This is a genomic window from Photobacterium nomapromontoriensis, assembly GCF_050336815.1.
Lineage (GTDB): Bacteria > Pseudomonadota > Gammaproteobacteria > Enterobacterales > Vibrionaceae > Photobacterium > Photobacterium nomapromontoriensis.
Genome location: NZ_JAKJSL010000043.1, coordinates 21,419 through 44,831, shown reverse-complemented (window position 1 = coordinate 44,831; position 23,413 = coordinate 21,419). Strand labels below are relative to the sequence as shown.

At 50.9% G+C, this 23,413-nt stretch carries 21 protein-coding genes; 11 read left to right on the top strand and 10 right to left on the bottom strand.

Features of this window, described 5'->3' with window-relative positions; translation table 11 throughout:
* Positions 1-171 precede the first annotated feature (171 nt).
* Positions 172-432, top strand: coding sequence for a flagellar biosynthesis anti-sigma factor FlgM (locus tag L4D12_RS18320; RefSeq protein WP_428449276.1), 261 nt, complete (start codon positions 172-174; stop codon positions 430-432).
* Positions 432-866 carry a flagellar export chaperone FlgN gene (gene flgN, locus L4D12_RS18315; protein WP_428449275.1) on the top strand — a complete coding sequence of 145 codons (435 nt, stop codon included), beginning with the start codon at positions 432-434 and terminating at the stop codon, positions 864-866. The genes L4D12_RS18320 and flgN overlap by 1 nt, the downstream gene beginning before the upstream one ends.
* On the opposite strand, the gene L4D12_RS18310 is transcribed toward flgN, so the two are convergent.
* The 8 genes from L4D12_RS18310 to L4D12_RS18275 are packed head-to-tail and all read right to left on the bottom strand — an operon-like array spanning position 863 to position 8,726.
* Positions 863-1,288 carry a flagellar FliJ family protein gene (locus L4D12_RS18310; protein ID WP_428449274.1) on the bottom strand — a complete coding sequence of 142 codons (426 nt, stop codon included), beginning with the start codon at positions 1,286-1,288 and terminating at the stop codon, positions 863-865. The two genes, flgN and L4D12_RS18310, sit on opposite strands and share 4 nt — an antisense overlap.
* Positions 1,288-2,631: a flagellar protein export ATPase FliI gene (gene fliI / locus L4D12_RS18305; RefSeq protein ID WP_428449273.1), complete on the bottom strand. Its 1,344-nt coding sequence runs from the start codon at positions 2,629-2,631 to the stop codon at positions 1,288-1,290. The genes L4D12_RS18310 and fliI overlap by 1 nt, the downstream gene beginning before the upstream one ends.
* Entirely contained in the window at positions 2,624-3,331 is a 708-nt protein-coding gene (gene fliH, locus L4D12_RS18300; RefSeq protein WP_428449272.1) for a flagellar assembly protein FliH, read from the bottom strand. Before fliH ends, fliI begins: the two co-directional genes overlap by 8 nt.
* On the bottom strand, positions 3,331-4,338 hold the full coding sequence (fliG, locus tag L4D12_RS18295) for a flagellar motor switch protein FliG (RefSeq protein WP_428449271.1): 1,008 nt from the start codon (positions 4,336-4,338) through the stop codon (positions 3,331-3,333). The genes fliH and fliG overlap by 1 nt, the downstream gene beginning before the upstream one ends.
* On the bottom strand, positions 4,325-6,016 hold the full coding sequence (gene fliF / locus L4D12_RS18290; RefSeq protein ID WP_428449270.1) for a flagellar basal-body MS-ring/collar protein FliF: 1,692 nt from the start codon (positions 6,014-6,016) through the stop codon (positions 4,325-4,327). The genes fliG and fliF overlap by 14 nt, the downstream gene beginning before the upstream one ends.
* 12 nt (positions 6,017-6,028) lie before the next feature.
* Positions 6,029-6,373: a flagellar hook-basal body complex protein FliE gene (gene fliE / locus L4D12_RS18285; RefSeq protein WP_428449269.1), complete on the bottom strand. Its 345-nt coding sequence runs from the start codon at positions 6,371-6,373 to the stop codon at positions 6,029-6,031.
* A 32-nt stretch (positions 6,374-6,405) separates the two neighbouring features.
* Positions 6,406-7,872: a sigma 54-interacting transcriptional regulator gene (locus L4D12_RS18280; RefSeq protein ID WP_428449268.1), complete on the bottom strand. Its 1,467-nt coding sequence runs from the start codon at positions 7,870-7,872 to the stop codon at positions 6,406-6,408.
* An 11-nt stretch (positions 7,873-7,883) separates the two neighbouring features.
* Entirely contained in the window at positions 7,884-8,726 is an 843-nt protein-coding gene (locus tag L4D12_RS18275; protein ID WP_428449267.1) for an OmpA family protein, read from the bottom strand.
* Between the two features lie 676 nt (positions 8,727-9,402).
* On the opposite strand from L4D12_RS18275, the gene L4D12_RS18270 reads away from it, so the two are divergent.
* The 7 genes from L4D12_RS18270 to flhA all read left to right on the top strand — a co-directional run bounded on the left by L4D12_RS18270 (position 9,403) and on the right by flhA (position 15,797).
* Positions 9,403-10,314, top strand: a complete 912-nt coding sequence (locus L4D12_RS18270; protein ID WP_428449266.1) for a flagellar motor switch protein FliM — start codon at positions 9,403-9,405, stop codon at positions 10,312-10,314.
* Between the two features lie 2 nt (positions 10,315-10,316).
* Complete coding sequence (fliN, locus tag L4D12_RS18265) at positions 10,317-10,676, top strand: flagellar motor switch protein FliN (protein ID WP_428449265.1); 360 nt, start codon at positions 10,317-10,319, stop codon at positions 10,674-10,676.
* Positions 10,673-11,407, top strand: coding sequence for a flagellar type III secretion system pore protein FliP (gene fliP, locus L4D12_RS18260; protein WP_428449264.1), 735 nt, complete (start codon positions 10,673-10,675; stop codon positions 11,405-11,407). Before fliN ends, fliP begins: the two co-directional genes overlap by 4 nt.
* Positions 11,408-11,496: 89 nt before the next feature.
* Positions 11,497-11,766: a flagellar biosynthesis protein FliQ gene (gene fliQ / locus L4D12_RS18255; RefSeq protein WP_428449263.1), complete on the top strand. Its 270-nt coding sequence runs from the start codon at positions 11,497-11,499 to the stop codon at positions 11,764-11,766.
* Between the two features lie 3 nt (positions 11,767-11,769).
* Positions 11,770-12,549 carry a flagellar biosynthetic protein FliR gene (gene fliR, locus L4D12_RS18250; protein ID WP_428449262.1) on the top strand — a complete coding sequence of 260 codons (780 nt, stop codon included), beginning with the start codon at positions 11,770-11,772 and terminating at the stop codon, positions 12,547-12,549.
* The gene (gene flhB, locus L4D12_RS18245; RefSeq protein WP_428449261.1) at positions 12,546-13,673 is read left to right on the top strand and encodes a flagellar biosynthesis protein FlhB; all 1,128 of its coding nucleotides are present in this window, start codon (positions 12,546-12,548) and stop codon (positions 13,671-13,673) included. The genes fliR and flhB overlap by 4 nt, the downstream gene beginning before the upstream one ends.
* A gap of 18 nt (positions 13,674-13,691) precedes the next feature.
* The gene (flhA, locus tag L4D12_RS18240) at positions 13,692-15,797 is read left to right on the top strand and encodes a flagellar biosynthesis protein FlhA (protein WP_428449260.1); all 2,106 of its coding nucleotides are present in this window, start codon (positions 13,692-13,694) and stop codon (positions 15,795-15,797) included.
* Between the two features lie 104 nt (positions 15,798-15,901).
* Here flhA and L4D12_RS18235 read toward each other — a convergent pair whose 3' ends face one another.
* Complete coding sequence (locus L4D12_RS18235) at positions 15,902-19,384, bottom strand: PAS domain-containing hybrid sensor histidine kinase/response regulator (RefSeq protein WP_428449259.1); 3,483 nt, start codon at positions 19,382-19,384, stop codon at positions 15,902-15,904.
* Positions 19,385-19,491: 107 nt separating this feature from the next.
* Positions 19,492-20,658 carry a 3-phenylpropionate MFS transporter gene (locus L4D12_RS18230; RefSeq protein WP_428449258.1) on the bottom strand — a complete coding sequence of 389 codons (1,167 nt, stop codon included), beginning with the start codon at positions 20,656-20,658 and terminating at the stop codon, positions 19,492-19,494.
* A 211-nt stretch (positions 20,659-20,869) separates the two neighbouring features.
* Between L4D12_RS18230 and L4D12_RS18225 the strand changes: the two genes are divergently transcribed.
* Both L4D12_RS18225 and L4D12_RS18220 read left to right on the top strand, forming a co-directional pair.
* Complete coding sequence (locus L4D12_RS18225; RefSeq protein ID WP_428449257.1) at positions 20,870-22,666, top strand: DUF294 nucleotidyltransferase-like domain-containing protein; 1,797 nt, start codon at positions 20,870-20,872, stop codon at positions 22,664-22,666.
* A 111-nt stretch (positions 22,667-22,777) separates the two neighbouring features.
* Positions 22,778-23,407 carry a 3'-5' exonuclease gene (locus L4D12_RS18220; protein WP_428449256.1) on the top strand — a complete coding sequence of 210 codons (630 nt, stop codon included), beginning with the start codon at positions 22,778-22,780 and terminating at the stop codon, positions 23,405-23,407.
* The last annotated feature ends 6 nt before the right edge of the window (positions 23,408-23,413 follow it).

Genomic DNA, 23,413 nt, shown 5'->3' with positions numbered 1-23,413 from the left:
TACCGAGACGGTAACACTGCAACACTAGCGTGCGCTTGTACACATATGCGATTTCAAAAATTCGTTATTTCATAAATTCGCTATTTCATAAATAAGAGTTAAGCGGGTAAAATTCCGGTCGCTTATTCATATTGGAACGCTGTTGCACCTACGGATATTCAGGCTATCACCATGATTGGAAAAATCACCTATAACACACAACCGGCCGCGCTGCCTCAAAGCCAGCCAGAAGCCAAAGTGGCCGCAAAGGCCAAGATCAACGCTCCGTCGCTCACCCCACTGCAGCAAGCTCGTCAAGAGTCGGCGCAGCAAAGTGATGTAGATATGGACAAAGTCGCGGCGGCTAAAGCCTTACTGCGCAGCCGTGATACAGGCGTCAATATTGACAGCCTTGCGAGCAAAATGATTGATTTTTATCAGGATGACGCATAATGGCAAGTCATGGTCCGCTGATCAAACAGCTATTAAATGACTTAGCTCAGGATGTGAAAGGCTATCAGCAACTCGCTATGCAGCTCAAGCAGCAGCACGTATTGCTGACCAATCGTGATAGCGCAGCCTTGCTGAGCCTGAACCAAGAGCTTGATCGCTTGATGGCAACACTGAGTACACATGCCAAACAGCGTGTAACCAGTATGGCCACCATGGGACTGAGTCAGGATGATCAGGGGATGCAGCGGTTATTTGCCGCCTTACCGGCCCAATTAGGTCAGCAAGGACGTCAACTCTGGCAACAACTTCACAAGCTAACTCTAGAGTGCCAGATGCTCAATAACCAAAATGGCCGCCAACTGGCACATCAGAAACAGCTGATGGATAAGTTGCTCAAACCTGAGCAGCAGTATTGCTACGGCCCGGCGCTCTAACGACGCATAAAGCGCTGCATAGCCAGTTCATCTAACATCTTTTGCTCTTGCTTATCACGGCGCTGCTGCATCATGCCTTCCCGCTTAGCCACCACCGTCTCGCCCATCTTAAGCTGACGGTGCTGATGAACCAGGCGTTGATTCAAACTACGCAACTCCACCTCGGTCAAGGCAATCTCCTGACGCTGCAATTGCGCCAGATTGTCGACCTGGTGGCGAAAACGCCCAATCCCCTTCAGCATGATTGCCGAGGTCTGGTCGCCAGAAGCGACGATATAGTGACTGGGCAAATCTTCCAATAACGCTAAGCGCTGCTGGTGTGCCTGATATTGCTGCTGCAGCTGACCTTGGTTCTGCTTGAGATCGTCAAATTGTCCCTGTTGTTGCTGCTGCCAGGTTTTCAAAACGGCTAAACGACGCATCAGAACATCCCTCCAGTCAGCTGCAATAACTGCATCTGACTATCTTGCAAGGTGACTTTTTCATCCATTCTCTGTTGCAGGAACTGGCAGATAGCCGGGTAACTGCGCACGGCTAAATCCAACTGTGGATCCTGTCCCGGTTGATAACCACCAAGCGAGATCAGATCCTGAACCTGACGATAACGGGCATAGAGCTGCTTGGTCCGCTGCGCCTGAGCCAGTTGCTCTGGGCTAACGACCTGCGGCATCGCACGACTGATCGACTGTTCAATATCAATGGCCGGATAATGCCCCTGCTCGGCCAACTCACGGTTTAATACGATATGGCCATCTAGAATCGCTCGGGCGGCATCGGCAATAGGATCTTGCTGATCATCCCCTTCGGACAGCACGGTATAAAACGCGGTAATCGACCCATGCTCCGTCGCGCCATTACCCGCTCGCTCTACCAGCTGAGGCAGCAAGCTGAATACCGACGGCGGATAGCCTTTGGTCGCGGGAGGCTCACCCACAGCCAACGCAATTTCACGCTGGGCTTGCGCATAACGGGTCAGAGAATCCATCAACAGCAGCACATCATGGCCCTGATCGCGAAAATACTCGGCAATCCGGTGACACAGCACCGAGGCACGTAAGCGCATCAAGGGCGAATCATCGGCTGGCGAAGCAATCACCACCGCATGCTTCATCCCTTCTTCACCGAGTGAGTGCTCAATAAACTCACGTACCTCACGGCCACGCTCACCGATCAATCCCACCACGGTAATTTCTGCGGTGGTGTTACGGGTCATCATTCCCAACAACACACTTTTGCCGACACCACTACCCGCAAACAAGCCCATTCGCTGACCTTTGCCGACACTAAGCATGCCATTGATGGCTTTAACACCGACATCCAACTGTTGAGAAATAGGCAAACGCTTCAGCGGGTTAATGCTCTCGCCCTGCAAGCAAATCCGGTGTTCTTGAGCCACAGGGCCTTTGTCATCTAACGGCTCGCCAAGGCCGTTAAATACCCGGCCCAGCATACCGTAGCCAACATTGATCTTACTGTCGCCATGCAACGGCAATACCCGGCTACCTGGTCGCAGACCTGTGGCATGACGGATCGGCATCAATACCGAGGCTTGCCGATCAAACCCAACCACTTCCGCTTCGATCAAGTCTCCGCGATCATTTTCCACCATGCAGCGCTGCCCGGTCGACAAGCGGCAGCCGACCGCTTCCATTGTCAGGCCGGCCATGCGAACCAAGCGACCGTAAGTGCGGGCCACGGGGACATCAGGTACCCGATCCATTGCCATACTGAGCTTGGCCGCAAGCTCTTCGGATAAATTACGCATCGGCCAGCAAGGTGTCCTTCACCACATCCATACAGGTTGCCAGTCGCTCTTCACTGTCGACCAAGGCTTCAGAGTCCGCAGTCACCACTCGGCAACTACCGATCTGCAACGTCTCATCAGCCTTGAGGTTCCATTGAGCCACTTGCTCCGGTACCAACTCATGCAACCGCTGGCAGTCTTGCGGGCTAAGGTAGACAGTCAGATCTGGCTTATGCTCTGGCAGCTGCGCCAAGGTTTCTTCGATCAGATTAACCATCTGCCCAGGTTGCAGTGTCAACTCAGCACGGACGACCTGTCGCGCCACCTTCATCACCAAATCACACAGCATTTCACTCTGCTGCTGGACATGGTGATGAAATGCTTGCTGAATCTGCTCTTTGAGCTGTTTCGTCGCCTGAATCGTGCTGGCTACTTGCTGCTGAGCCTGCTGCCGACCTTCTTGCAAACCCTGCTGATGGCCTTGCTCCAACCCCTGCATCTGCCCAGCCTGCAGCCCTTGGTTTAAACCATCTTGATAACCTTGCTCATGGCCTTTTTGCTGGCCATCTTGGAAACCATTGTTAAATTCATCTTGATAGTTACTACCGCCCTCATCACCAAATAAATCATCATCCGGCGCATTAACCAAAGGAGGATAACGGTAATTACGGAACTCCCCCAATCGAGGAGCAAGTACCGATATGGAACTCTCTTTTTTCATTATTCAACCACCGGCTCACTGAACATTTGCAATTCAATTTCACCCTGTTCGGCCAGCGTGCGCAGTAGCTGGATAAGCTGAGTACGCGCCTCTTCGACCGCACTCAGGCGCACCCGGCCTTTACCTTCAATTGCTTCACGCAGGTACTGAGCAGCACGTTTTGGCATCGTGCCATACAGGCGATCCATCAACTCACTATCGGCGCCTTTCAATGCTGTTGCCAGCATGTCCTGATCGGCTTCTTCCACCAGACGCTCAAGGGTTTCGTCGCTCTGACGAATAAGTACGCTGAAGTTGTACATCTTGTTTTCTAGCTGGCTAACCAACGCCGGATCGAGCTTACGCAAGCCAGCCATCACCCCTTCACTGCGCGTACCGTCAAGGCGGTTAATGATCTCACTGGCTTTTTGCGTACCATCAATCAGGGTGCTGTTCTGCTGACCCACCTGAGACAGGAATTTCTCTAGCAATACCTGCACCTCATAAATCATATCCGGGTGGATTTCATTGAGGTTAGCCAGGCGATATAGCAAGTCATCCAGCCCGTCTTGTGGCAGCAACGCTAGCAGCTTGGTCGCCACTTCAGGATCCAGATAAGCCAAGAACACCGCTTGCATCTGCGGGTGCTCACCCGCAATCAGCTCAACCAGTTTATTCGGCTCAAGCCATTGCAGACGTTGCAGATTGTGCTTGAGTGAATCCCCGTAGATAGAATCCAGCAGCGGCTGGGACAATGACTGTCCCAACGCCTTATTTAAGGTGCGTTCCAAGTAGTTACGTGACGCCCCAGAAATGCCTGACTCGGTCTTGAAGTCATCGAAAAAACGGCGAAAAACCGCCTCTGCCTGATCTTTTTTCACCGCAGGGATCCCAGCCATCGCGATAGAGAGCTGACGCACTTGCTCACGCTCTAGCTGCTTTAGCACATTGGCTGCTGCTTCTTCACCCATACTCAGCAGCAGAATTGCTGCCTGTTCAATATCCGGTTTAATTTCAGTTGTCTGCATCTTTCGGGGTTATCCATTGTTTAACAACATGTGCAACACGCTCAGGTTCTTTCTCTGACAACATCTGCAAATAAGAGGACTGTGCTTCAAGGCCGGTCTCCGGACTTGGCAGATCCGCGATCATACTGTCGTGATCCATCACCGGATTGGTCCCATTAACGGTCGCAACCAATGCAGATTGTGTCCCTTGAACCGACGGAGTATTCACGGCGGAATCGGTCACAGCAGGTACCGATTTAGTCGGAGCAACAGACGAGGCAGTCGTCCCAGTCGGTAAGGCATCGACACTCCCGCGAGCACGTGAACCTCCCGTTAGCAGGCGCATCAATGGTCGAACAACCACTAACATGATCACCAAGACGACAACGGCAGATAGCAGGTAACGCAAGTATTCCAGCCAAATCGGCTGCATCCACCATACTGGCTCGTCCTGAATATCACTGCTCTTCACCAGATTGAATGGAAACACATTCAAACTGATAGAGTCACCCCGTGCCGTACTGATCCCCATGGCGTTACTTAACATAGTTTGCATATCAGCAAGCTGTGCGGCCGTAAAGCTGTCAGGTTTACCATTCAACAACACCGATACACTTAGGCGCTCTAGAGACCCTTGCTGATATTTAATGTGCTTCATGGTGCGATCGACCAAATACTCACGGGATGACTCACCGCGCTCATTGGCCTTATTAAGCTCAACCTCATCCCCCTCTTCCGGCGGACGATTACTTAATGCCCCAGGTACACCTTTCGCATCGGCAGCAGTTCGACGGTCATAAGAGTTAAAATCGGATCGTACCGTGCCTTGTGGGGCATAACTTTCTTGCGTTGCTTCAGTACGGTCAAAATTGATATTGGCGGCCACTTCTACCTGAAAATTACCCGCGCCAAGCATAGGCTGCAGCATTTTCGTCGCGCGCTCGATATAGCTTTGCTCAAGGCGATCTAAATAATCAAGGTAAGCGCCGTTGGCTTGCCCGCCATGCTCCTGACCTTGATGTGCAGACAATAAATTACCATGTTGGTCAATAACATTGACGCGATCTGCAGGCAAATCCGTCACACTGCCAGAGACCAAGTTAACAATCGCGGTCACCTGTTCCGGAGTCAACGTCTTGCCAGGCAATAAAGACACCACCACCGACGCGGAGGCCAGCTCTTTATCTCGACGCACGAACAGGGTTTGTTTCGGGATCGCTAGGTGCACCCGCACATTACCCACCGGATCCAGCGTCATAATACTTTGCGCTAATTCACCTTCTAGGCCATGACGATAACGCGCACTTTCCATAAACTGGCTGGTACCCAGGCTAACATCCTGCGATAAGATCTCTAACCCCGTCGGTATCTTTGCCTTGACGCCAGCAGCGGCCAGTGCCATACGCGCCTGACCCACTTCACTGCGCTCAACCATGACAATGCCTTGCTGGGGCTCAACGTAAAAGTCCATGCCCTTCTCTTCCAGCACCGCAATGACCTGTGAGCTATCATATTGCTCATGCTCGCCATAAAGCGGTCGGTACTGGCTGTTGCCCTGCCACAGTGCAAAGACGACAACGGCGGCGACGATAATCGCCACCACGACGAGCAATAAGATCCCACGTAAGGCCGTCGAGCGTGTACCTGATACACCTTGCCCCGTAAAGCGTCGTAATTGCTGTTTCATCACTTCAGTCACTAAAACGCTCCTTTACACCGGCATACGCATAACATCATCATATGCACTCAACAGCTTATTGCGTACCTGTAACATAGCGGCAAATGATAAGCTTGCTTTCTGGCTGGCAACCATCGCACCCACCAAATCATCGCTTTTACCCATATCTACGGCTTCCATCTTGGCAGAGGCGGCGCGGCTACTTTGGTCAACATCTTTCACCACATTGGCAATAATATCGGAGAAGTCGACACCCGCACCCTGACCCGCAAAACGTGGATTTGCAGCAATCTGCAATGGTTCACCCGCTTGTATCTGGGCCTGAATTTCGCTCATCTGGCTTAAAGGAAGCTGCATGTTCATGATTTTGTCTTGCATCTATCGGATCTCAGTCATCTATTTTTTGAGGCTTAATTGATCATCGCTTTCTCTGACGCACTCTCAGTGCCAGCGAGCAATTTATTGATATCGAAACCCTGCTCACGCATGGTCTGAATTTTGTAACGTAAAGCACGTGCGGTGACACCCAACTCTTGAGCGGTTTTATTCCGGTGACCGTTAAATCGACGCAGGGTCGCGATAATGGTCTCAAACTCCGCCTGTTTGCGACTCTGCTGCAAGTTGGGCTTGGCTGGGCGCTCTGGCTGAATAGGCTCAGAGACAACATCGATTGATGCCGTATCAAATGACACTGTATCTAATGACGCTTCCTCGCATGACATGCAGTCCAGAGCAAAAGCCACCGTATCCACAGCGCTAACCACGGGTAACATCAGCTCTTCTTCTCGGATCAAACAGCCACGACTCATCACTAACGCCCGCTGCACCACATTATCAAGCTCGCGGACATTACCCGGCCAAGGGTACTCACGTAATCGCAACTTTGCCTGTTCAGTGAACATGGTCGCCCCATGCGGTTCATGGCACTGCAGTAAATGGTTGGCCAGCGGCACAATGTCATCAGGACGCTCACGCAATGGGGTGCAGGTCAACGGAAAGACATTCAGGCGGTAATATAAATCGGTTCGAAATAGCCCTAGCTCAACTTGCTGTTCAAGGTTCTGATTCGTGGCTGCAAGCACGCGAATATTTAATTTTATCTTCTGGTGGCTGCCTAAGCGCTCCACTTCGCGCTCCTGAAGCACGCGCAGTAACTTGGTTTGCAGCGCTAACGGCAGTTCACCGATTTCATCCAAAAACAGCGTACCATTGTTGGCGATTTCTAGTTTTCCCGCTTGGGCTGCGGAGGCACCAGTAAACGCCCCTTTACTGTGACCGAACAAAATAGATTCAATCATGGTTTCAGGGATCGCCGCACAGTTAATCGCGATAAAGGGGCCCTGAGCGCGGGAAGAGGCTCGGTGAATAAACTGAGCCAGTACTTCTTTTCCGGTACCACTTTCACCATTGATCAATACTGACGCATCCGTCTGAGCCACACGCTGGGCCAATTGGAATAACTGCCGGCTCTGCTCTGATTCAGCCACCACTTGCGCTGATTGGGTCTGCATCACCGCCATGCGTTGCAACAGCTGTGACAGGTGACGCGTCTCGAAAGGTAACAGCAGGTAATCTGTCGCCCCTTTTTTCAATGCCCGTGTAACTTGAGCGGCCTGGTGAACTTCAGACAGAATCACCACCGCAGTACGAGCCCCCGGCCACGTCAGTAACGGCATCACCTCCGCCGCCTCTCGGCCATCGTCCAAAATAGCGGGAATCAGTAACATATCCCACCGTCGCTCACTCACAGCAGACAGAAATTGGCCAAGCTCGCGAACCCAAGTAATCTCTATCTCAGGTGTCGCCGATGCCGCCAATACACTCTCTAATGCCTCATGATGAGGATGGAAAAGTAGGATATGACTTTTTTGCAACATGTCTTGCCCCCTTACAGTTGAACGATCCGAACTCTGACGCGTCCTTTACTGGCAGGCTGGCCCTCTTCCTTAGGGTATCGGCCACCATGAGCTCGAACTTCAATTAAAGAAGGCGCGATGCCTTTCTCCACAAACAATGAAGCCACTTCATCTGCCATCTCCTTGGACTGACGTAGCTTCATACTGTCACGCTGATGGCTATTCATATAACCATCAACCAATACCGCTTTGATATTACGTTGTGATTTTATGTACTTAACAATGCCATCAATGCGATACCACTCTTCAGTGGTTAACTCGGTCGAGAACGGCGACAAATAAAATGTACTATCGCGCACTTGACGGTAACTCATTGGCAGCAACTGATTTTTACAATCTAAAAAGGCTGCTACAGCCGCTGGAAAACGCACATTCGACACATCAACCAGCGTCACCTGACCAGCAACGGATAACGAAAGCTCAAACCAATCGCCACGATGGAGCAAATCTAAAATAGGTGCCGCATCAGCAATCACCATTTCCCCAGTCAGTGGTGAAAGCGTTATTTTGCCAAGTCCTTTAATTTTATAAGGTTTAAACCTTTCCCAGCTGGCAGGAATAGCGTTCATCCCCACATATTTTGTGGCCGAATCAATTTCATTGCTTTTTATATGCAACGATAATGACTCGCCTGCATTGTTAATTAATGACACCATACCAAATCCGTCAATATCCTGACTAATTTTGCATTGATGAGCATTCCCTTTAAATAACCAAGTGCTGTCATCCAGGTCATTATTCCATTTATTTTGGGATGAATTTGACGCAAAAGAAAAAAATAACAGAAAAGACGCCAGCACTATCCGGGTATACATAACAACACCGTAATGAAAATGATTAATCCAACGTGAATAAAATATAAAACTACACGCATTAATTCAGACAATAAACACGTCCGGATTTGTTTTTATTTGTCATGATTTGTATTTCTGACAAAGCAATTAACAGACGCCAACAGACCTTCACATCGTGTTAATATGAAGGTCACATTTATTAATGCCTCATTCGGCATATCTAAAGGGTATAGGGTAATATAAGATGGCATTCTCCGTATAGAGCCATCGCAATAAAATTCCTTGAAACAATTGCATCGTCATTTTTTTGACAGCGGAAATATAATACAAGTTGCACAAAAAATCAGGCAAGTAAAATAAACACTAAACAATGCTCATAATTTGCGCGTTAATTAACACCACTGACTTTCTGGTCGGTGATTTAACAAAAAAGACGTAATTACTGTATTACTTTTCGATTACATTCTAATTCAAACAACACGAATGTTGGTGGTTGTTTTTTCAGCAGTTAGGTGTTTATAATAGCATCTGTTTCAATATTGGAAAAAAGATCAACTTTTTTCCCAACATCCATTAGTAAATAACGACGCATTAATTATAATCTACCGCTCTGCACTTTAGGCCTATGCACTGTCTGTTTATTTGTGTGAAATAAGGCGTGAATTTAAACCACTAGTTTAGAATATTTTTCACAATAATGAAGCTAACCAAAAAGAGTAAAGTCATTGCCAGCACTGAGCAGGTAGATATCCGTGATTTCGATTTAGCAAGTCCGGAACATCGCATAGGTGCACTGCAATCGATTATCGACAATATCGGCAAACAGTTTGAGCGTTTGGCAAGACACTCTTTCCATCACATGCTTCGTCAACCCACGGACTTCAAGCTGACGCAGCAAGATACCCTTAAGCTGCAAGAATACCTGCAGCAAATGAAAAAGCCCTCGGTCTATCGCGAGTTTATGGTAACACCTCATGACCTGCATGGGACCATTGCAATGGATGGTGAACTGCTGTTTTTTATGGTGGACTTATTCTTTGGCGGTAACGGCATTGCCAGCGCCAAAAATAAAGAACTGAGCGATACCGAGCTCCGCTTGGTTGAACGTTTCTTTAATACCATTTTGCAGCAGTTCTCGACCAGTTGGCACAGTATTACCGACTGGCAAAGCCAGCTGCTCGCCAAAAACACCCTGAATCTGTTCAGCCCGTTACAAAATAACCAGCTGTATCAGGTCTGCCGATTTACCATTGATATCGCTGGCCAGAAAACAGGTTGGATGGAGGTCGCATTACCCTTTGCGGGACTGGACTTCCTCCGCGATCAACAATGTCAGCCTGCAAACGTCGATACCGACCCTGAGCTACAAGCTAAAATCCAGCAAAAAATCTGTCAGGCCCCTATTCGCCTGCACTCAACGCTGGCAGAGCGACGACTCATGCTGGGTCAAATCATGGATCTTAAACCCGGCGATGTGATTCCTGTCGAGCTACCTGAGCAGGTTACGGTAAGGGCCGGGAGCACCCCGTTATTCGAAGCCAAAGTGGCAGAGCATAACGCTAGCTTAGTACTGCATATCCAACATATTCTTAACCCATCCCAGGTATAATCATGTCTGAACAAGTTACTGACTTAAATATCGATCTTAATGATCTCGACCTTGGTGCGCTGGACCAGCAAGTCCACGCTGGGGCCGCTGGCCGCTCTGCGCAAGACATGAGCTTTATCCGCAATATCCCGGTTAACCTGACGCTAGAAGTTGCCAGCACCGAGCTAATGGTCGGCGATCTGATGAATGTCGGTCTCGGTACCGTGATTGAACTCGATAAGCTGAGCGGTGAACCCATGGATGTGAAGGTCAATGGTACCTTACTTGGCCATGCTGAAGTGGTGATCGTGAACAACAAATATGGCCTGCGTCTGATTGATGTGATGGATGAAAATGACATGCTAAAAGGCTTAGCAAAGTGAGCCCACTGCTCCGCATTGCACTGTTCGGACTACTCTTACTGAGCCAGCCGGTACTGGCAAAAGATATCCCGTTACTCAGTATTACCGGCCCTGGCGGCCAAGAAGAATACAGTGTTAAAATGCAGGTTTTCCTGCTGATGACCGCACTGTCATTCTTACCCGCCATGTTGCTGATGGTCACTAGCTTTACCCGGATCATTATCGTACTGGGGATCTTACGCCAAGCACTTGGTCTGCAACAAAGCCCGCCCAACAAAGTCTTGGTCGGGATCGCCCTGACCTTAACCTTGTTCATCATGCGGCCGGTGCTAACCACCATTTATAACGATGCCGTGATGCCCTATCAGGCCGGCACGATAACGTTGCAGCAGGCCATGGATACCGCGGCACCACCGCTCAAAAACTTTATGTTGCAGCAGACCCGAGAGACCGATATTGAGCAAATACTGCGTATTGCCAATGAGCCAGCCCCGGATAACTATGATCAGCTGGACTTCCTGCTACTGACGCCAGCGTATGTGCTCAGTGAACTCAAGACAGCGTTTCAAATTGGATTTATGCTGTTTATCCCTTTTTTGATCATCGATATTGTGGTTGCCAGTGTACTGATGGCGATGGGTATGATGATGCTGTCACCACTGATCATCTCACTGCCGTTCAAACTCATGATTTTTGTCATGGTCGATGGCTGGTCTATGACTGTAGGGACACTCAGCGCCAGCTTTGGCTAGCATCAAACCGTGCTGGCTTACACGACTGAGGGGGCTTCCCCCTCTTCATCCACCTGTCACAGCAAACATGCCGATAAGAGATAAAACCTATGGGTTCTGAATTTGTCGCAACCTTCTTTGGCGACGCCTTGATGATCATCATCAGTATGGTCGCCGTTCTAATTGTACCTAGCTTGCTGGTCGGACTGGTCGTGAGTATTTTCCAAGCCGCGACACAGATCAATGAGCAAACCTTAAGCTTCCTGCCAAGACTGCTGGTAACCCTTGGGATGCTGGGTTTTGCTGGCCCATGGCTATTACGCACCATGAGTGATTTGTTCACCCGTTTGTTCCTTGATATTCCTAATCTGATTGGCTGACCCATGTACGAATTAACTGCTGCCGAGCTAACCGCCTGGTTTGGCCAGATCTGGTGGCCGTTTGTTCGCCTCGGCAGCGCCCTGATGGTCATGCCGATCATCGGTGGCAATAGCATCCCGGCACAAGTCAGGGTCATTCTGGCCTTGATGATTTCGATACTCTCTGCGCCACTGATGCCAGCCATGCCCGCGGTTGACCCCCTCTCACTGCAAGCACTCATTTATGCCGGACAGCAGGTACTGATCGGTGCATTGCTCGCCTTACTGCTTGAGTTCCTGTTCGCCGTTTTCACCACTATGGGACAGATCCTGTCAATGCAGATGGGCCTAGGGATGGCAATGATGAATGACCCGGTTAACGGTGTCAGCGTGCCAGCGATAGGAAAATACTACCAGATGTACACCTTCATGCTGTTCCTCTCGCTAGATGGTCACCTGGTGGCACTGGAGATTTTTGTCCGTAGTTTTGAAATCTGGCCTGTCGGCGAGTTTTTCAGCCAACATGCGCTATACCTAATCATTCTTCGCTTTGGCTGGATGATAGCGGCCGCTTTGCTATTAGCCTTACCGGCGGTAACCGCAATGCTACTGGTTAATGGTGCCTTTGGCATGATGAACCGAGCGGCCCCGCAACTGAATGTATTTGCACTTGGTTTCCCGATGACCATGCTACTTGGTCTGATCTGCCTATTACTGTCTAACACTGGGATCCCAGAAAATTTTGTTCGCTTAAGTAGCGATACCTTAGAAATGATGCGATTACTCGAAGGGGGCACGCCATGAGTGATAGCAGTAGTCAGGACAAAACGGAACAGCCCAGTCAGCAAAAACTCCGTAAGGCCAGAGAAGAGGGTAACCTTCCGCGTTCTCGCGAACTGGTCACAGCCTTGCTGATACTGGGTGCAGCCCTGCTATTTGGGGCCTTTGGCCGTGAACTGATGCAGATGGCGATGACAATCAGCCAGACGAGTTTTAGCCTGACCAAGGCCCAAATTTTTGATCCCAAAATGATGCTCAGTGTGTTGGTTGACAGCGTCATCGTGATGCTGCGCGTCATTACCCCTTTGCTGGGGTTAATGATGGCGATTTCCGTACTGGCGAATCTGATCCGTGGTGGATGGAATATCTCCGGCAAAGCCGCCCAGCCGACGTTTTCCAAGCTCAATCCTATCAGTGGCATAAAAAAAATATTCTCGGCTAAATCACTGGTCGAGCTGGTGAAAAGCATTCTGAAAGTCACCTTAATCACGGCGACGCTCTATTACCTGATCACTAACAATATCAAGGAAATTATGGCCATCCAGCGGATGCCATTGAACAGCGCAATGAGTCAAAGTGTGGACTTTTTAATGCTCGGATTATTGAGTTTCGGACTGGCCTTACTCTTGATCGCGGTATTGGATGTCCCCTACTCCAGTTGGGACTACACCAAGCAGCTGAAGATGACGAAGCAAGAAGCCAAGGAAGAGCATAAAAATACCGACGGTAACCCGGAAATCAAAGGCCGGATCCGTCAGTTACAGCGGCAGATGACCCAACGTCGAATGATGAACACCGTGCCACAGGCCGATGTGGTGATCACCAACCCAACCCATTATGCGGTCGCACTGAAATATGATCTGACCAAAGCCCGAGCACCTTATGTGGTGGCTAAGGCGCTTGATCAATCGGCACTGCAAATGCAAAGCATTGCCAGGCAACATGATATCCCGGTGGTCGAGGTACCGCCTCTCACCCGGGCCGTTTACTACTCAACCAACGAGTGGCAGGAAGTACCTGCTCCGTTATATGTGGCCGTTGCCCATATCCTGACGTTTGTGTTCCAGATGGAGCAATACCGCCAGGGACGACAGCCAAGCAAACCTCCATTCCCTCGGGTCACTATCCCCCGAGAACTACGCCGTTAACGGAAGTGTAATGACGCTATGAAACAGAAACTCTCCCCGCTCCTCCGGGCATTAGCCAAAGGTCAGCTCGGTGTACCGCTGTTGCTGATGACGATTTTGGCAATGGTGATCTTGCCTATCCCAGCCATCGTGTTGGATATGCTGTTTACCTTCAATATCGTTCTGGCTCTGCTGGTCATGCTTATCAGTGTGTACAGCCGCAAGCCACTGGATTTTTCCGTGTTCCCCAGTATCTTGCTGGTGGCGACACTACTCAGGCTAGCACTTAACGTCGCCTCGACCCGTGTCGTACTGCTTAATGGCCACCTCGGGGGGGACGCCGCCGGTAAGGTCATCCAGGCCTTCGGTGACGTAGTGATCGGCGGTAACTACGTTGTCGGTATCGTAGTCTTCGTGATCCTGATGATCATCAACTTTGTGGTGGTCACCAAGGGTGGAGAGCGTATTTCCGAAGTTAGTGCCCGCTTTACCCTGGACGCAATGCCGGGTAAACAGATGGCGATTGATGCTGATCTGAATGCTGGCATCCTTGATAATCAGGGGGCAAAAAAACGCCGTGAAGAAGTGGCTCAAGAAGCTGATTTCTACGGCTCAATGGACGGTGCATCTAAGTTCGTCCGCGGTGATGCCGTCGCGGGTATGTTGATCCTGTTTATCAACATTATTGGTGGTGTCAGTATTGGTGTATTCCAATTTGGCCTAAGCTTTTCTGACGCCTTTAAAACGTATGCCCTGCTAACCATTGGTGACGGTCTGGTTGCCCAGATCCCATCGCTGCTTCTGGCGACATCAGCCGCGATCATTGTGACCCGCGTAGCGGATAACAATAATCTGTCGGATCAAATCAGCAAGCAGGTACTGGCCTCGCCGATGGCCTTGTTTGTGGTCTCAGGTATCATGCTTGCACTCGGTCTGATCCCGGGAATGCCACACATCGCCTTCCTCTGCTTCAGTGCCATTGTGGGCTTTGCTGGCTGGCGAATGCATTCGTTTAAGGCAGCACCCGAGATTGATGATGCCGATCTCCAGCGGGCAGAAGAAATTGTTGAGCAAAATACCCAGCCGGAAAGCAAAGAGCTGGCCACTAGCGACATTCCACAGATCCATGCCATGAATCTGAATGTCGGCTACCGCTTGGTAAGCCTGATTGATCGCCAGCAAGGTGCGGAGTTACTCAACCGCTTACTGGGGATACGTAAAACCCTGACGGAGCAACGAGGCTTTGTGATCCCGCATATTCATATTCGCGATGATCTGGCTCTCAATGCTAACCAATACCAAATTACCGTTCGTGGCGCCGTGGCGGTCAGTGCCGAAGTCGAAGTCGATAAGCTATTGGCCATCAATCCTGGCCAGGTCTATGGCAGTGTCGATGGCATCCTGACCAAAGACCCGGCCTATGGCATGGAAGCGGTATGGATCACGGCTAACGATAAAGATAAAGCCGTTAACCTTGGCTACACCGTGGTGGATCATGCGACCATTATCTCGACCCATGTCAGCAAGGTGATTAACGACCATATCGAAGACATTCTTGGCCCTGTCGAGGTCAGCGGGATCCTCGAACGCCTGGGCAACATCAATAGTAAGCTGGCCGATGATTTGCAGCAAAAGTTGACCCTTCAGCAGTTGTTGCGCGTATTCCGTCAGCTGACGGTCGATGGGGTGCCGCTGTCTGACATGATCACCATTGCCAACTCACTGGTTGAGTCCGCTGAGCTGACCAAAGATCCGATCCTGCTCGCCGCTGATGTGCGCTGCGTACTGCGCCGAGTCATCTTAGCCAGCCTGGTTGGCTCTCGCACCGAAGTACCAGCCTTGACCTTATCTAACGAATTGGAAAATGTCTTACTCGGTGCACTCAGTCAAGCACAGGCAGGCGGCCATGTCCAACTCGATGGCTTTACCCTTGAACCTACGGTAATTGAAAAGCTGCAACGCAGCTTGCCAGAAGCACTGGATAATATGCGCCTGAATGGCCACCCACCGATACTGTTGGTAATGCCGCAACTGCGACCGTTGCTGGCCCGCTATGCCCGCATCTGTGCTCGAGGTCTGCAAGTGTTGTCGTTCAATGAGATCCCAGATAATCGCAGTGTCTCGGTAGTCGGCCATTTAGGCTAAAAATACACCATAAATAGCAAAGGCCCGGTATCTCTGTATACCGGGCCTTTTTTATCGCTCGCTATTGGTCAAAATCACCGTTATCGATAATGTAACCGTCAACCTTAGGCTGGCTGCTGGTGATGTTGGTTAAGCAGTGCTCGCAACTTCAGAGGCTTAACCGGTTTGGGAATAAAAGCAAAACCTTGTCCCTCAATAGCACTACGCGTCGCTTTAGTTCGGTCGGCACTGATCACGGCACCGCGGAATGTCTGACCAAGCCGCAAGCTACATTGCTGTAGCACCTGTAAACCGGTTTGGTCATTAGCGAGGTGGTAATCACTGAGTACAAAATCCGGTTGCCAGCCATCATCGAGTTGCTGCATCACTGCCATCACGGTTTCCGCGAGTCGGATCTCACAGCCCCAACGCGATAATAACGTCTCCATTCCCAGCAAGATATCGGGCTCATTATCAACACACAGAACCTTAACACCAGCCAACGGTGCGGGCCGTGACTCGACAGCCTCAGTACATGTCACTGGGACGACTAAGGAGCCACGCCTGACCGACAGTGCAAACACCGTACCTTGCCCCAGCCATGAGCGTAACGATAATGGATGCTCCAGTACCCGGCTGATCCCACGAGCAATCGCCAACCCGAGGCCAAGACCATGCTCACTACCACTTTGTTCGATGCGAGTGAACTCTTCAAAAATATTGGCCTGCTTCGATACTGGGATCCCAGGCCCGTTATCCCACACTTCAATGACCATCTCACTGCCTTTGCGGCGAACGCCCAGCAGTACCTTACCTTTAGGATTGTAACGAAATGCATTGGTCAGGAAATTCTGTAGTGCCCGGCGTAATAACTTAGGATCAGAGTGGATAACGGCCTCGCTGTGCACTACCTTAAACGCGATCCCCTGCTGACGAGCCAACGCACCAAATTCGGCACTCAAGGTATCGAACACATCACGAATCCTAAATGCATGGGTATTCACTGACAGTTTGCCGGTTTCAAGCCGCGAGACATCCAGCAAATCACCAATCAAATCTTCCGCCGCCCCCAGCGCACTCTCAATGTGCCGAGCCAGCTTCGCGCTTTCTTCATCTCGGGCCACTTCGGACAAGGATGAAGAAAAGAGCCTCGCGGCATTAAGCGGCTGCATCAAATCATGGCTGACGGCCGCCAAAAACCGACTTTTAGAATGAGCCTGATGCTCAGCCTGCTGCGTAGCCGTGACCAAACGGCGGTTAAGCAGTTCTAACTCACTGGTGCGTTGCCGAACACGTTCTTCTAAGGTTTCATTGGCTTCTTTCAGCGCCTGCTCGGCATTTCGAAATTCCGTAATGTCAGTAAAGCTCATGACAAAGCCACCACCAGGCATTGGATTGCCCTGCACCTCTATCACTTGACCATCAGGCCGGATCCGAGATGACGTGTGGGCCGAACCCCGCAGTAAATGCTCAACCCGCTTGGCCACATGTGCTTCAGGATCGCCAGGACCACATAATCCATGCTCTGCGTTATAGCGGATCACCTCCGCGATGGGTCGACCGACTTGGATCAGCCCAGACGGAAACGTGAACAGCTCCAGATAACGCTGATTCCAAGCCACCAGCCGGAGCTGCTTATCAACCACCGCAATCCCCTGACTGATATGCTCAATCGCACCTTGTAATAGCCCTCGGCTAAAATCAAACAACTCAGACGCTTCATCAACAATGGTTGCCACTTCCTCGAGTTGCATCTTGCGTCCCTGTAGTGCAGAGGTCAGCACCAACCGGGCCGATGAGGCACCGAACACCCCCGCCAGTACTCGCTCGGTATGGCGGATCAAGGCGGCGGGAGCTTGCTGCTGAGGTTGAGGGGACTCAAGGTGTTGATCACTGTATTGCCGGAAGGCATAGCGCACCCGATTCGGCCCCACAAACCGAGCCGCGAGCATCTCCAGCTCGGCAACCGTCACTCGGGTCTGATATAAACTGGTATCCCCATTTTCTGGCACCGGAGCCCCGACAAAAGAAGCAGCCTGCAGTCGTTCGGTCAACGATGATCGGGTCAGTAGTGAAATGGTGATATACAACCCTATATTGACCAACAGACTGAGCAACATGCCCCAATCGACACTCGACAACGCATGTAGCACTGGGAGACTTGGCGGGGATAACAGCCACAGCAGCACATTAGTTTCGGCACTACCCGCTAGCATGTTAGTCTGCCCCATCATAGTCACCACCCAGATGGCAATCCCCCCTGACAAACCAGCATATACTCCCTTGCGGTTGCCTTCTCGCCAGTAGATCCCCCCCAGCAAGGCCGGAGAAAACTGAGCGATTGCGGCAAAGGACAATAACCCAATGGCTGACAGAGATGGGATATCACCCAGCATCTGGTAAAAGCCCCAGGCCGCAAGAAGCAACAAGACAATCAGCGCCCGGCGGATCGTTAGCAGAATACCGGAAAAGGCATCAAAATTACGCCCAGAGACCCTTAGTCGGCGCAATAACAATGGCAAAACCAAATCATTAGAAACCATGATGGCCAATGCGATGGTCGAGACAATCACCATCCCGCTGGCGGCCGATGTGCCGCCCAGAAATGCCAGTAAGGCGATCCCTTCTGCATTTTTCAACAACGGCAGATTGATCACATAGGTATCAGCGGCAACATGCGGCAATAAAATTTGCCCAGCAAGGGCCAGCGGCACCACAAAGATCCCCATCAACAGTAAATAACCAGGAAACACCCAACGGGCACGATGCAGATCTTGTGCGCGTTCATTTTCCACCACCGTGGTATGAAATTGACGCGGCAAGCAAATAATGGCGGCCATCGTAAACAGAGTATGGATCAATAAGCTGCCCATATTCGGCGATGACGCTTGCAGCAACCCTTGGCTCATACTACCCAGCGATGACAGTTCCTCCGATAAGTCGCTCGGCAAATCCATCAGCAAGCTTAGTGCAAACACCCCGACGATCAAAAAAGCCGCAAGCTTCACCAGCGATTCAAACGCCACCGCCATCATCATCCCACGGTGATGCTCAGTGGTATCGATATGGCGGGTACCGAACAACACGGTAAATCCCGCCAACGCCGCGGTAACGAGCCAGGCAATATCGGCCTTTCCGGTACCAAACAGCCCGACATCCTGCCCCAATTTTGGTGCCACTTGCTCAAGCCCCATGGTGATCCCACGCAGCTGCAGCGCAATATAAGGTAAGATCCCTACCACAGCGATCACGGTGATCACCACCGCTAATCCCTGAGACTTACCGTACCGGGCCGCAATAAAGTCAGCAATCGAGGTAATATGTTCACGCTTGGCAATCAAAATCAGCCGGGCAAGCACCCGCCAGCCCAAGGTAAAAACCAGAATGGGGGCAACATAGATAGGTAAGAAAGACCAGATATCACGGCTGGCTTGACCAACCGTACCGTAAAACGTCCACGAGGTGCAGTAGACGGCAATAGAAAGGCTATAAATCCATGGCCGCCAGCGGGCCATCCATTGTGTTTTGCGATCGCCATACCAAGCAATCCAGAACAGTAACCCGAGATAGGCCAGTGTTACTGGCACGACGATCCATCCCTGCGTCATGTGTTATCCCTAATCAACATTGTGAACACAGTGTAACCAAACCACTGCCGCTCACCAATCAGGGTGATCACAGTTCTCCGCTGTGATCACCAATAACAGACTTGGGATTAAGGCTCAGACACCAAACGGCGACGCGGCGTGGGGTCAATTTTCATCAACAACGCCGGGATCCCCATGGCAGCCATCAACCAGAAAATATTCGCCCCCCACTGGCCATATAGATAGCCACTCAATCCTGTCATCAGAGCCATGAATGCTCCCATCGGCAAGGCATTGTACAGTGCCTGCAAAGCGACCATCCGATTACTTTCTGCCTGTTGAATATAACGAATCGTCGCTAAGTGGGCAGCGGCAAATGTGATGCCATGCAAGGCCTGTGCAGCAATTAGGATCGGCAGTTCTGTCATGCTGGCGGTCAGCCCCCAACGGATCATCACCCCAACAGCCGCCAAACGAAACATACCGGCGATACTCCAGCCCGCAAACAGACGCGAGCTCAAGGCAAACACCGCCACTTCGGCCACCACACTGAAACTCCATAAGTAGCCAATGATGTCTTCGCTATAACCGATATTTTTCCAGTAAATCGCACTAAAACTGTAGTAAGCCGCATGGCTGCCTTGCAGCAGAGCAATGATGGTGAGAAAACGGAAAATCTTAGGATCACGCAGAATGTGCATCAGGGCTGGACGCGCTTGCTCCTCACTCTCCGGCTCTGAAACCGGAATAATGGTCGGCTGACGCATGGCCAGCACTAGTGCCACCATCAAACCTGCAGCAGCCACCCAAGGGATCACTTCCGGGCTGTACTTAGCAGCCAACAAACCCACGACGGTGGAGCCGACAATGAATGCCACCGAGCCCCACAGACGTGTGCGACCATAGTCGAGGAGGCTTTGTTTGGCATAGTAGTTGGTCAATGAGTCTGACAAGGCGACAATCGGCCCCACCATCGCATTATAGAGCACGGTAATGACAGTAAGTACCCACAAACTTACACCGCAATAGATGTACGCGATACAGCTGATCAATGCGGCGAACCCCAACCAGCGTAACGCAGGAATAAGATGCTCAACCTTATGAATACGCGGGGTAATAAACAAATTGGCTAAGCAACGCACCCCAAAACCCAATCCCAATAACAAACCGATATTCTGGGCGCTCACACCTAAATGTGCTAACCATAGGGCCCAAAATGGGAGATATACGCCATAGTTAAAGAAAAAACCGAGCAGGTACTGCGAGGTCCATCCATAGGGGCTACTTCTAAACATGCCATGTCCTATCATGTGGAAAGTGGAAAAAGGGTGAAGGGCGACATTATGCCTATAACAATCGATTGCCCCAATGAAATAATCCCGCGACTTTCCTTCCTCTTTTACTGTTTCTGCAGCGGTCTGTTATCAGGGTAGACTAAAGTCGTCTGGTATCCGCCCCCCAACCGACCGACACTTACATCACGCCTTCACCAGTCGGAAAATAGCCATGACCGAGCCCTTTAATACTACCCAGCCTCCGTTTGATCGCCTATCGGAAAGCCAACAACAACAGCTGGCTGACGCTCTGGATGTCGCCTATTACCGCCATGGTGAAATACTGATTGACGCGGGAAGCCGCTGCGATCACCTCTACATCATGATTAAAGGCAGCGTAGAAGAAACCAGTAAAGAGGCCACTCATGCCCACTACACCAGTGATGATCTGTTTGATGTTCGAGCCCAGCTTGAGCCCGACTGCCGCCATCGCTATACCGCGTTAGAAGACACATTATGCTACCTGCTGCCAAAGCCCTTATTTCTCGAGTTCTACCACGGTAATCCACTGTTTGCGGCCTATTTCGACACCGATCTCGCACGCCGTCGGCAATTAATCGAATCCGCCCAGCACCAGCAAAATTTAGCCGAGTTTATTCTGACCAAAATTGACGATAGCAATATCCAACCCTGCCTGCTCTTGCCTCGCAGCTGCTCACTGCGCGCGGCCACCGAGCAGTTACAACAACATCGCATGGACGCCGCCTTGGTCGAAGCGGGAGACGAACACCCCTATGGCATCATCACCCGTACCAACCTGCTTCATGCCGTCATGCTCGACAATTTCCCGCCGGAAGCCGCAATCGATCATGTCGCCACGGCGCCGGTGATCTGTGTTAACAAAGGAGATTATCTGTTTAATGCAATGCTGGCGATGACCCGCCACAAGGTAAAACGGGTCTCGGTCCATGATGGCGACCAATTGGCCGGGATGCTGGATCTCACTCAAGTATTGAGTCTCTTTTCCACGCATTCCCATGTCCTGACCTTGCGTATCGCCAGAGCCCGCTCAATCGATGAACTGGCACTGGCCGCAAGCAGTCAGCAACGCTTAGTGGAAACCCTGTTCAATAACGGCATTCATACCCGGTTTGTGATGGAACTGATTGCGACAGTGAACGAACAGATCATCGACAAAGCCTTCCGGCTGGTAGTGCCGTATGATCTGCAATCCCATTGCTGCCTGATTGTGATGGGCTCGGAAGGACGCGGCGAGCAAATCCTCAAAACCGATCAGGATAACGGTCTGATTGTGGAAGACGGGTTCGACTGGCCAACATTACCCGCCGTCATGGCCACCCTGACTCATACCCTGAGTCAACTCGGCTACCCGCCCTGCCCCGGCAAGGTCATGGTGAATAATCCCAAATGGGTCAAGCCACAATCGGCATGGCGTCATGCTCTCACAGACATCACCACGACAGGCAACGAGCAAGCCATGATGGATCTCGCAATATTGACCGATAGTCATGCGATTGCCGGTAACCTGACATTATTCACACCACTTAAGCAACAACTGCATCGGCAGATGACTGACAATGCACTCCTACTGGCAACATTTACCCGTCCGGCATTGCATTTTAGTGTGCCACTGTCGCTGTTTGGCAACCTCAAGGCTGGTAAAGACGGATTAGACATCAAACAAGGCGGGATTTTCCCCGTTGTACATGGCTGCCGGGCGCTTGCCTTAGAGGCGAATATCCAAGACACCAACACCTTCACCCGGATCGAACAGCTAGCCGCCCGCAAAGTGCTCGAACCGACCACCGCTTCTAACCTCAGTGAAGCACTCAAACTGTTTATAAAACTTCGCCTACGCCAACAGCTTGATCTACCAGCTGGCGGCCTGCAGCAACATCTTAATCTCAATCGCCTTAGCCGTACCGACCGCGATCTGCTCCGCCACAGTCTGCATATTGTTAAAAAATTCAAAGAATGGCTCGGCTACCATTATCAGATCAGAGATTAGGGGTAAGAGGGAATCAGGTTCGAGGTTCGAGGGACTAAAATCTAGGGGCTAGATAGGAACAAAAAGCTAAAAAATAGAATATCAATATTCAAGACCAAAGGGGTAACGACGGTGAATATCTTAAGACGATGGTGGTATCAACGCCAATACCGCGATAGCGAACATGCCGCCTTATTCAAGGACTATCAGGGGGATGAGTTGGTGTCACTCGACTGTGAGACTACCAGTCTTGATCCTCATAGCGCTGAACTGGTCACCATTGCCGCCACCAGGATCCGAGCCAATCGTATTTTAACCAGTCAATCCATTCACCTGACCCTGCGAGCACCTACCAGCCTCGATGCAGAATCGGTTGCCATCCACCGCATCCGTCATCAAGATCTCAGCCATGGATTAGATGAAAAACAGGCGCTCGACACATTGCTGGCTTTTATTGGTAATCGACCACTGGTCGGCTACCATATCCGCTACGACAAAACGATCCTCAACCGCTATTTTCGGCGCCATTTCGGCTTCCCGCTGCCCAACCAGCTGGTGGAAGTGAGTCACCTTTATCACGCACAACTTGAGCGCCTGTTGCCCAATGCCTATTTCGACCTCAGCCTCGAAGCAATCAGCCGCCATCTTGATCTTCCTGTTCCCACCCGTCATGACGCCTTACAAGATGCGATCACCGCAGCCATGATTTATGTTCGGCTTAAACATGGCGACACGCCTCGGACATCCATACCTCGAGGGTGATTTCCA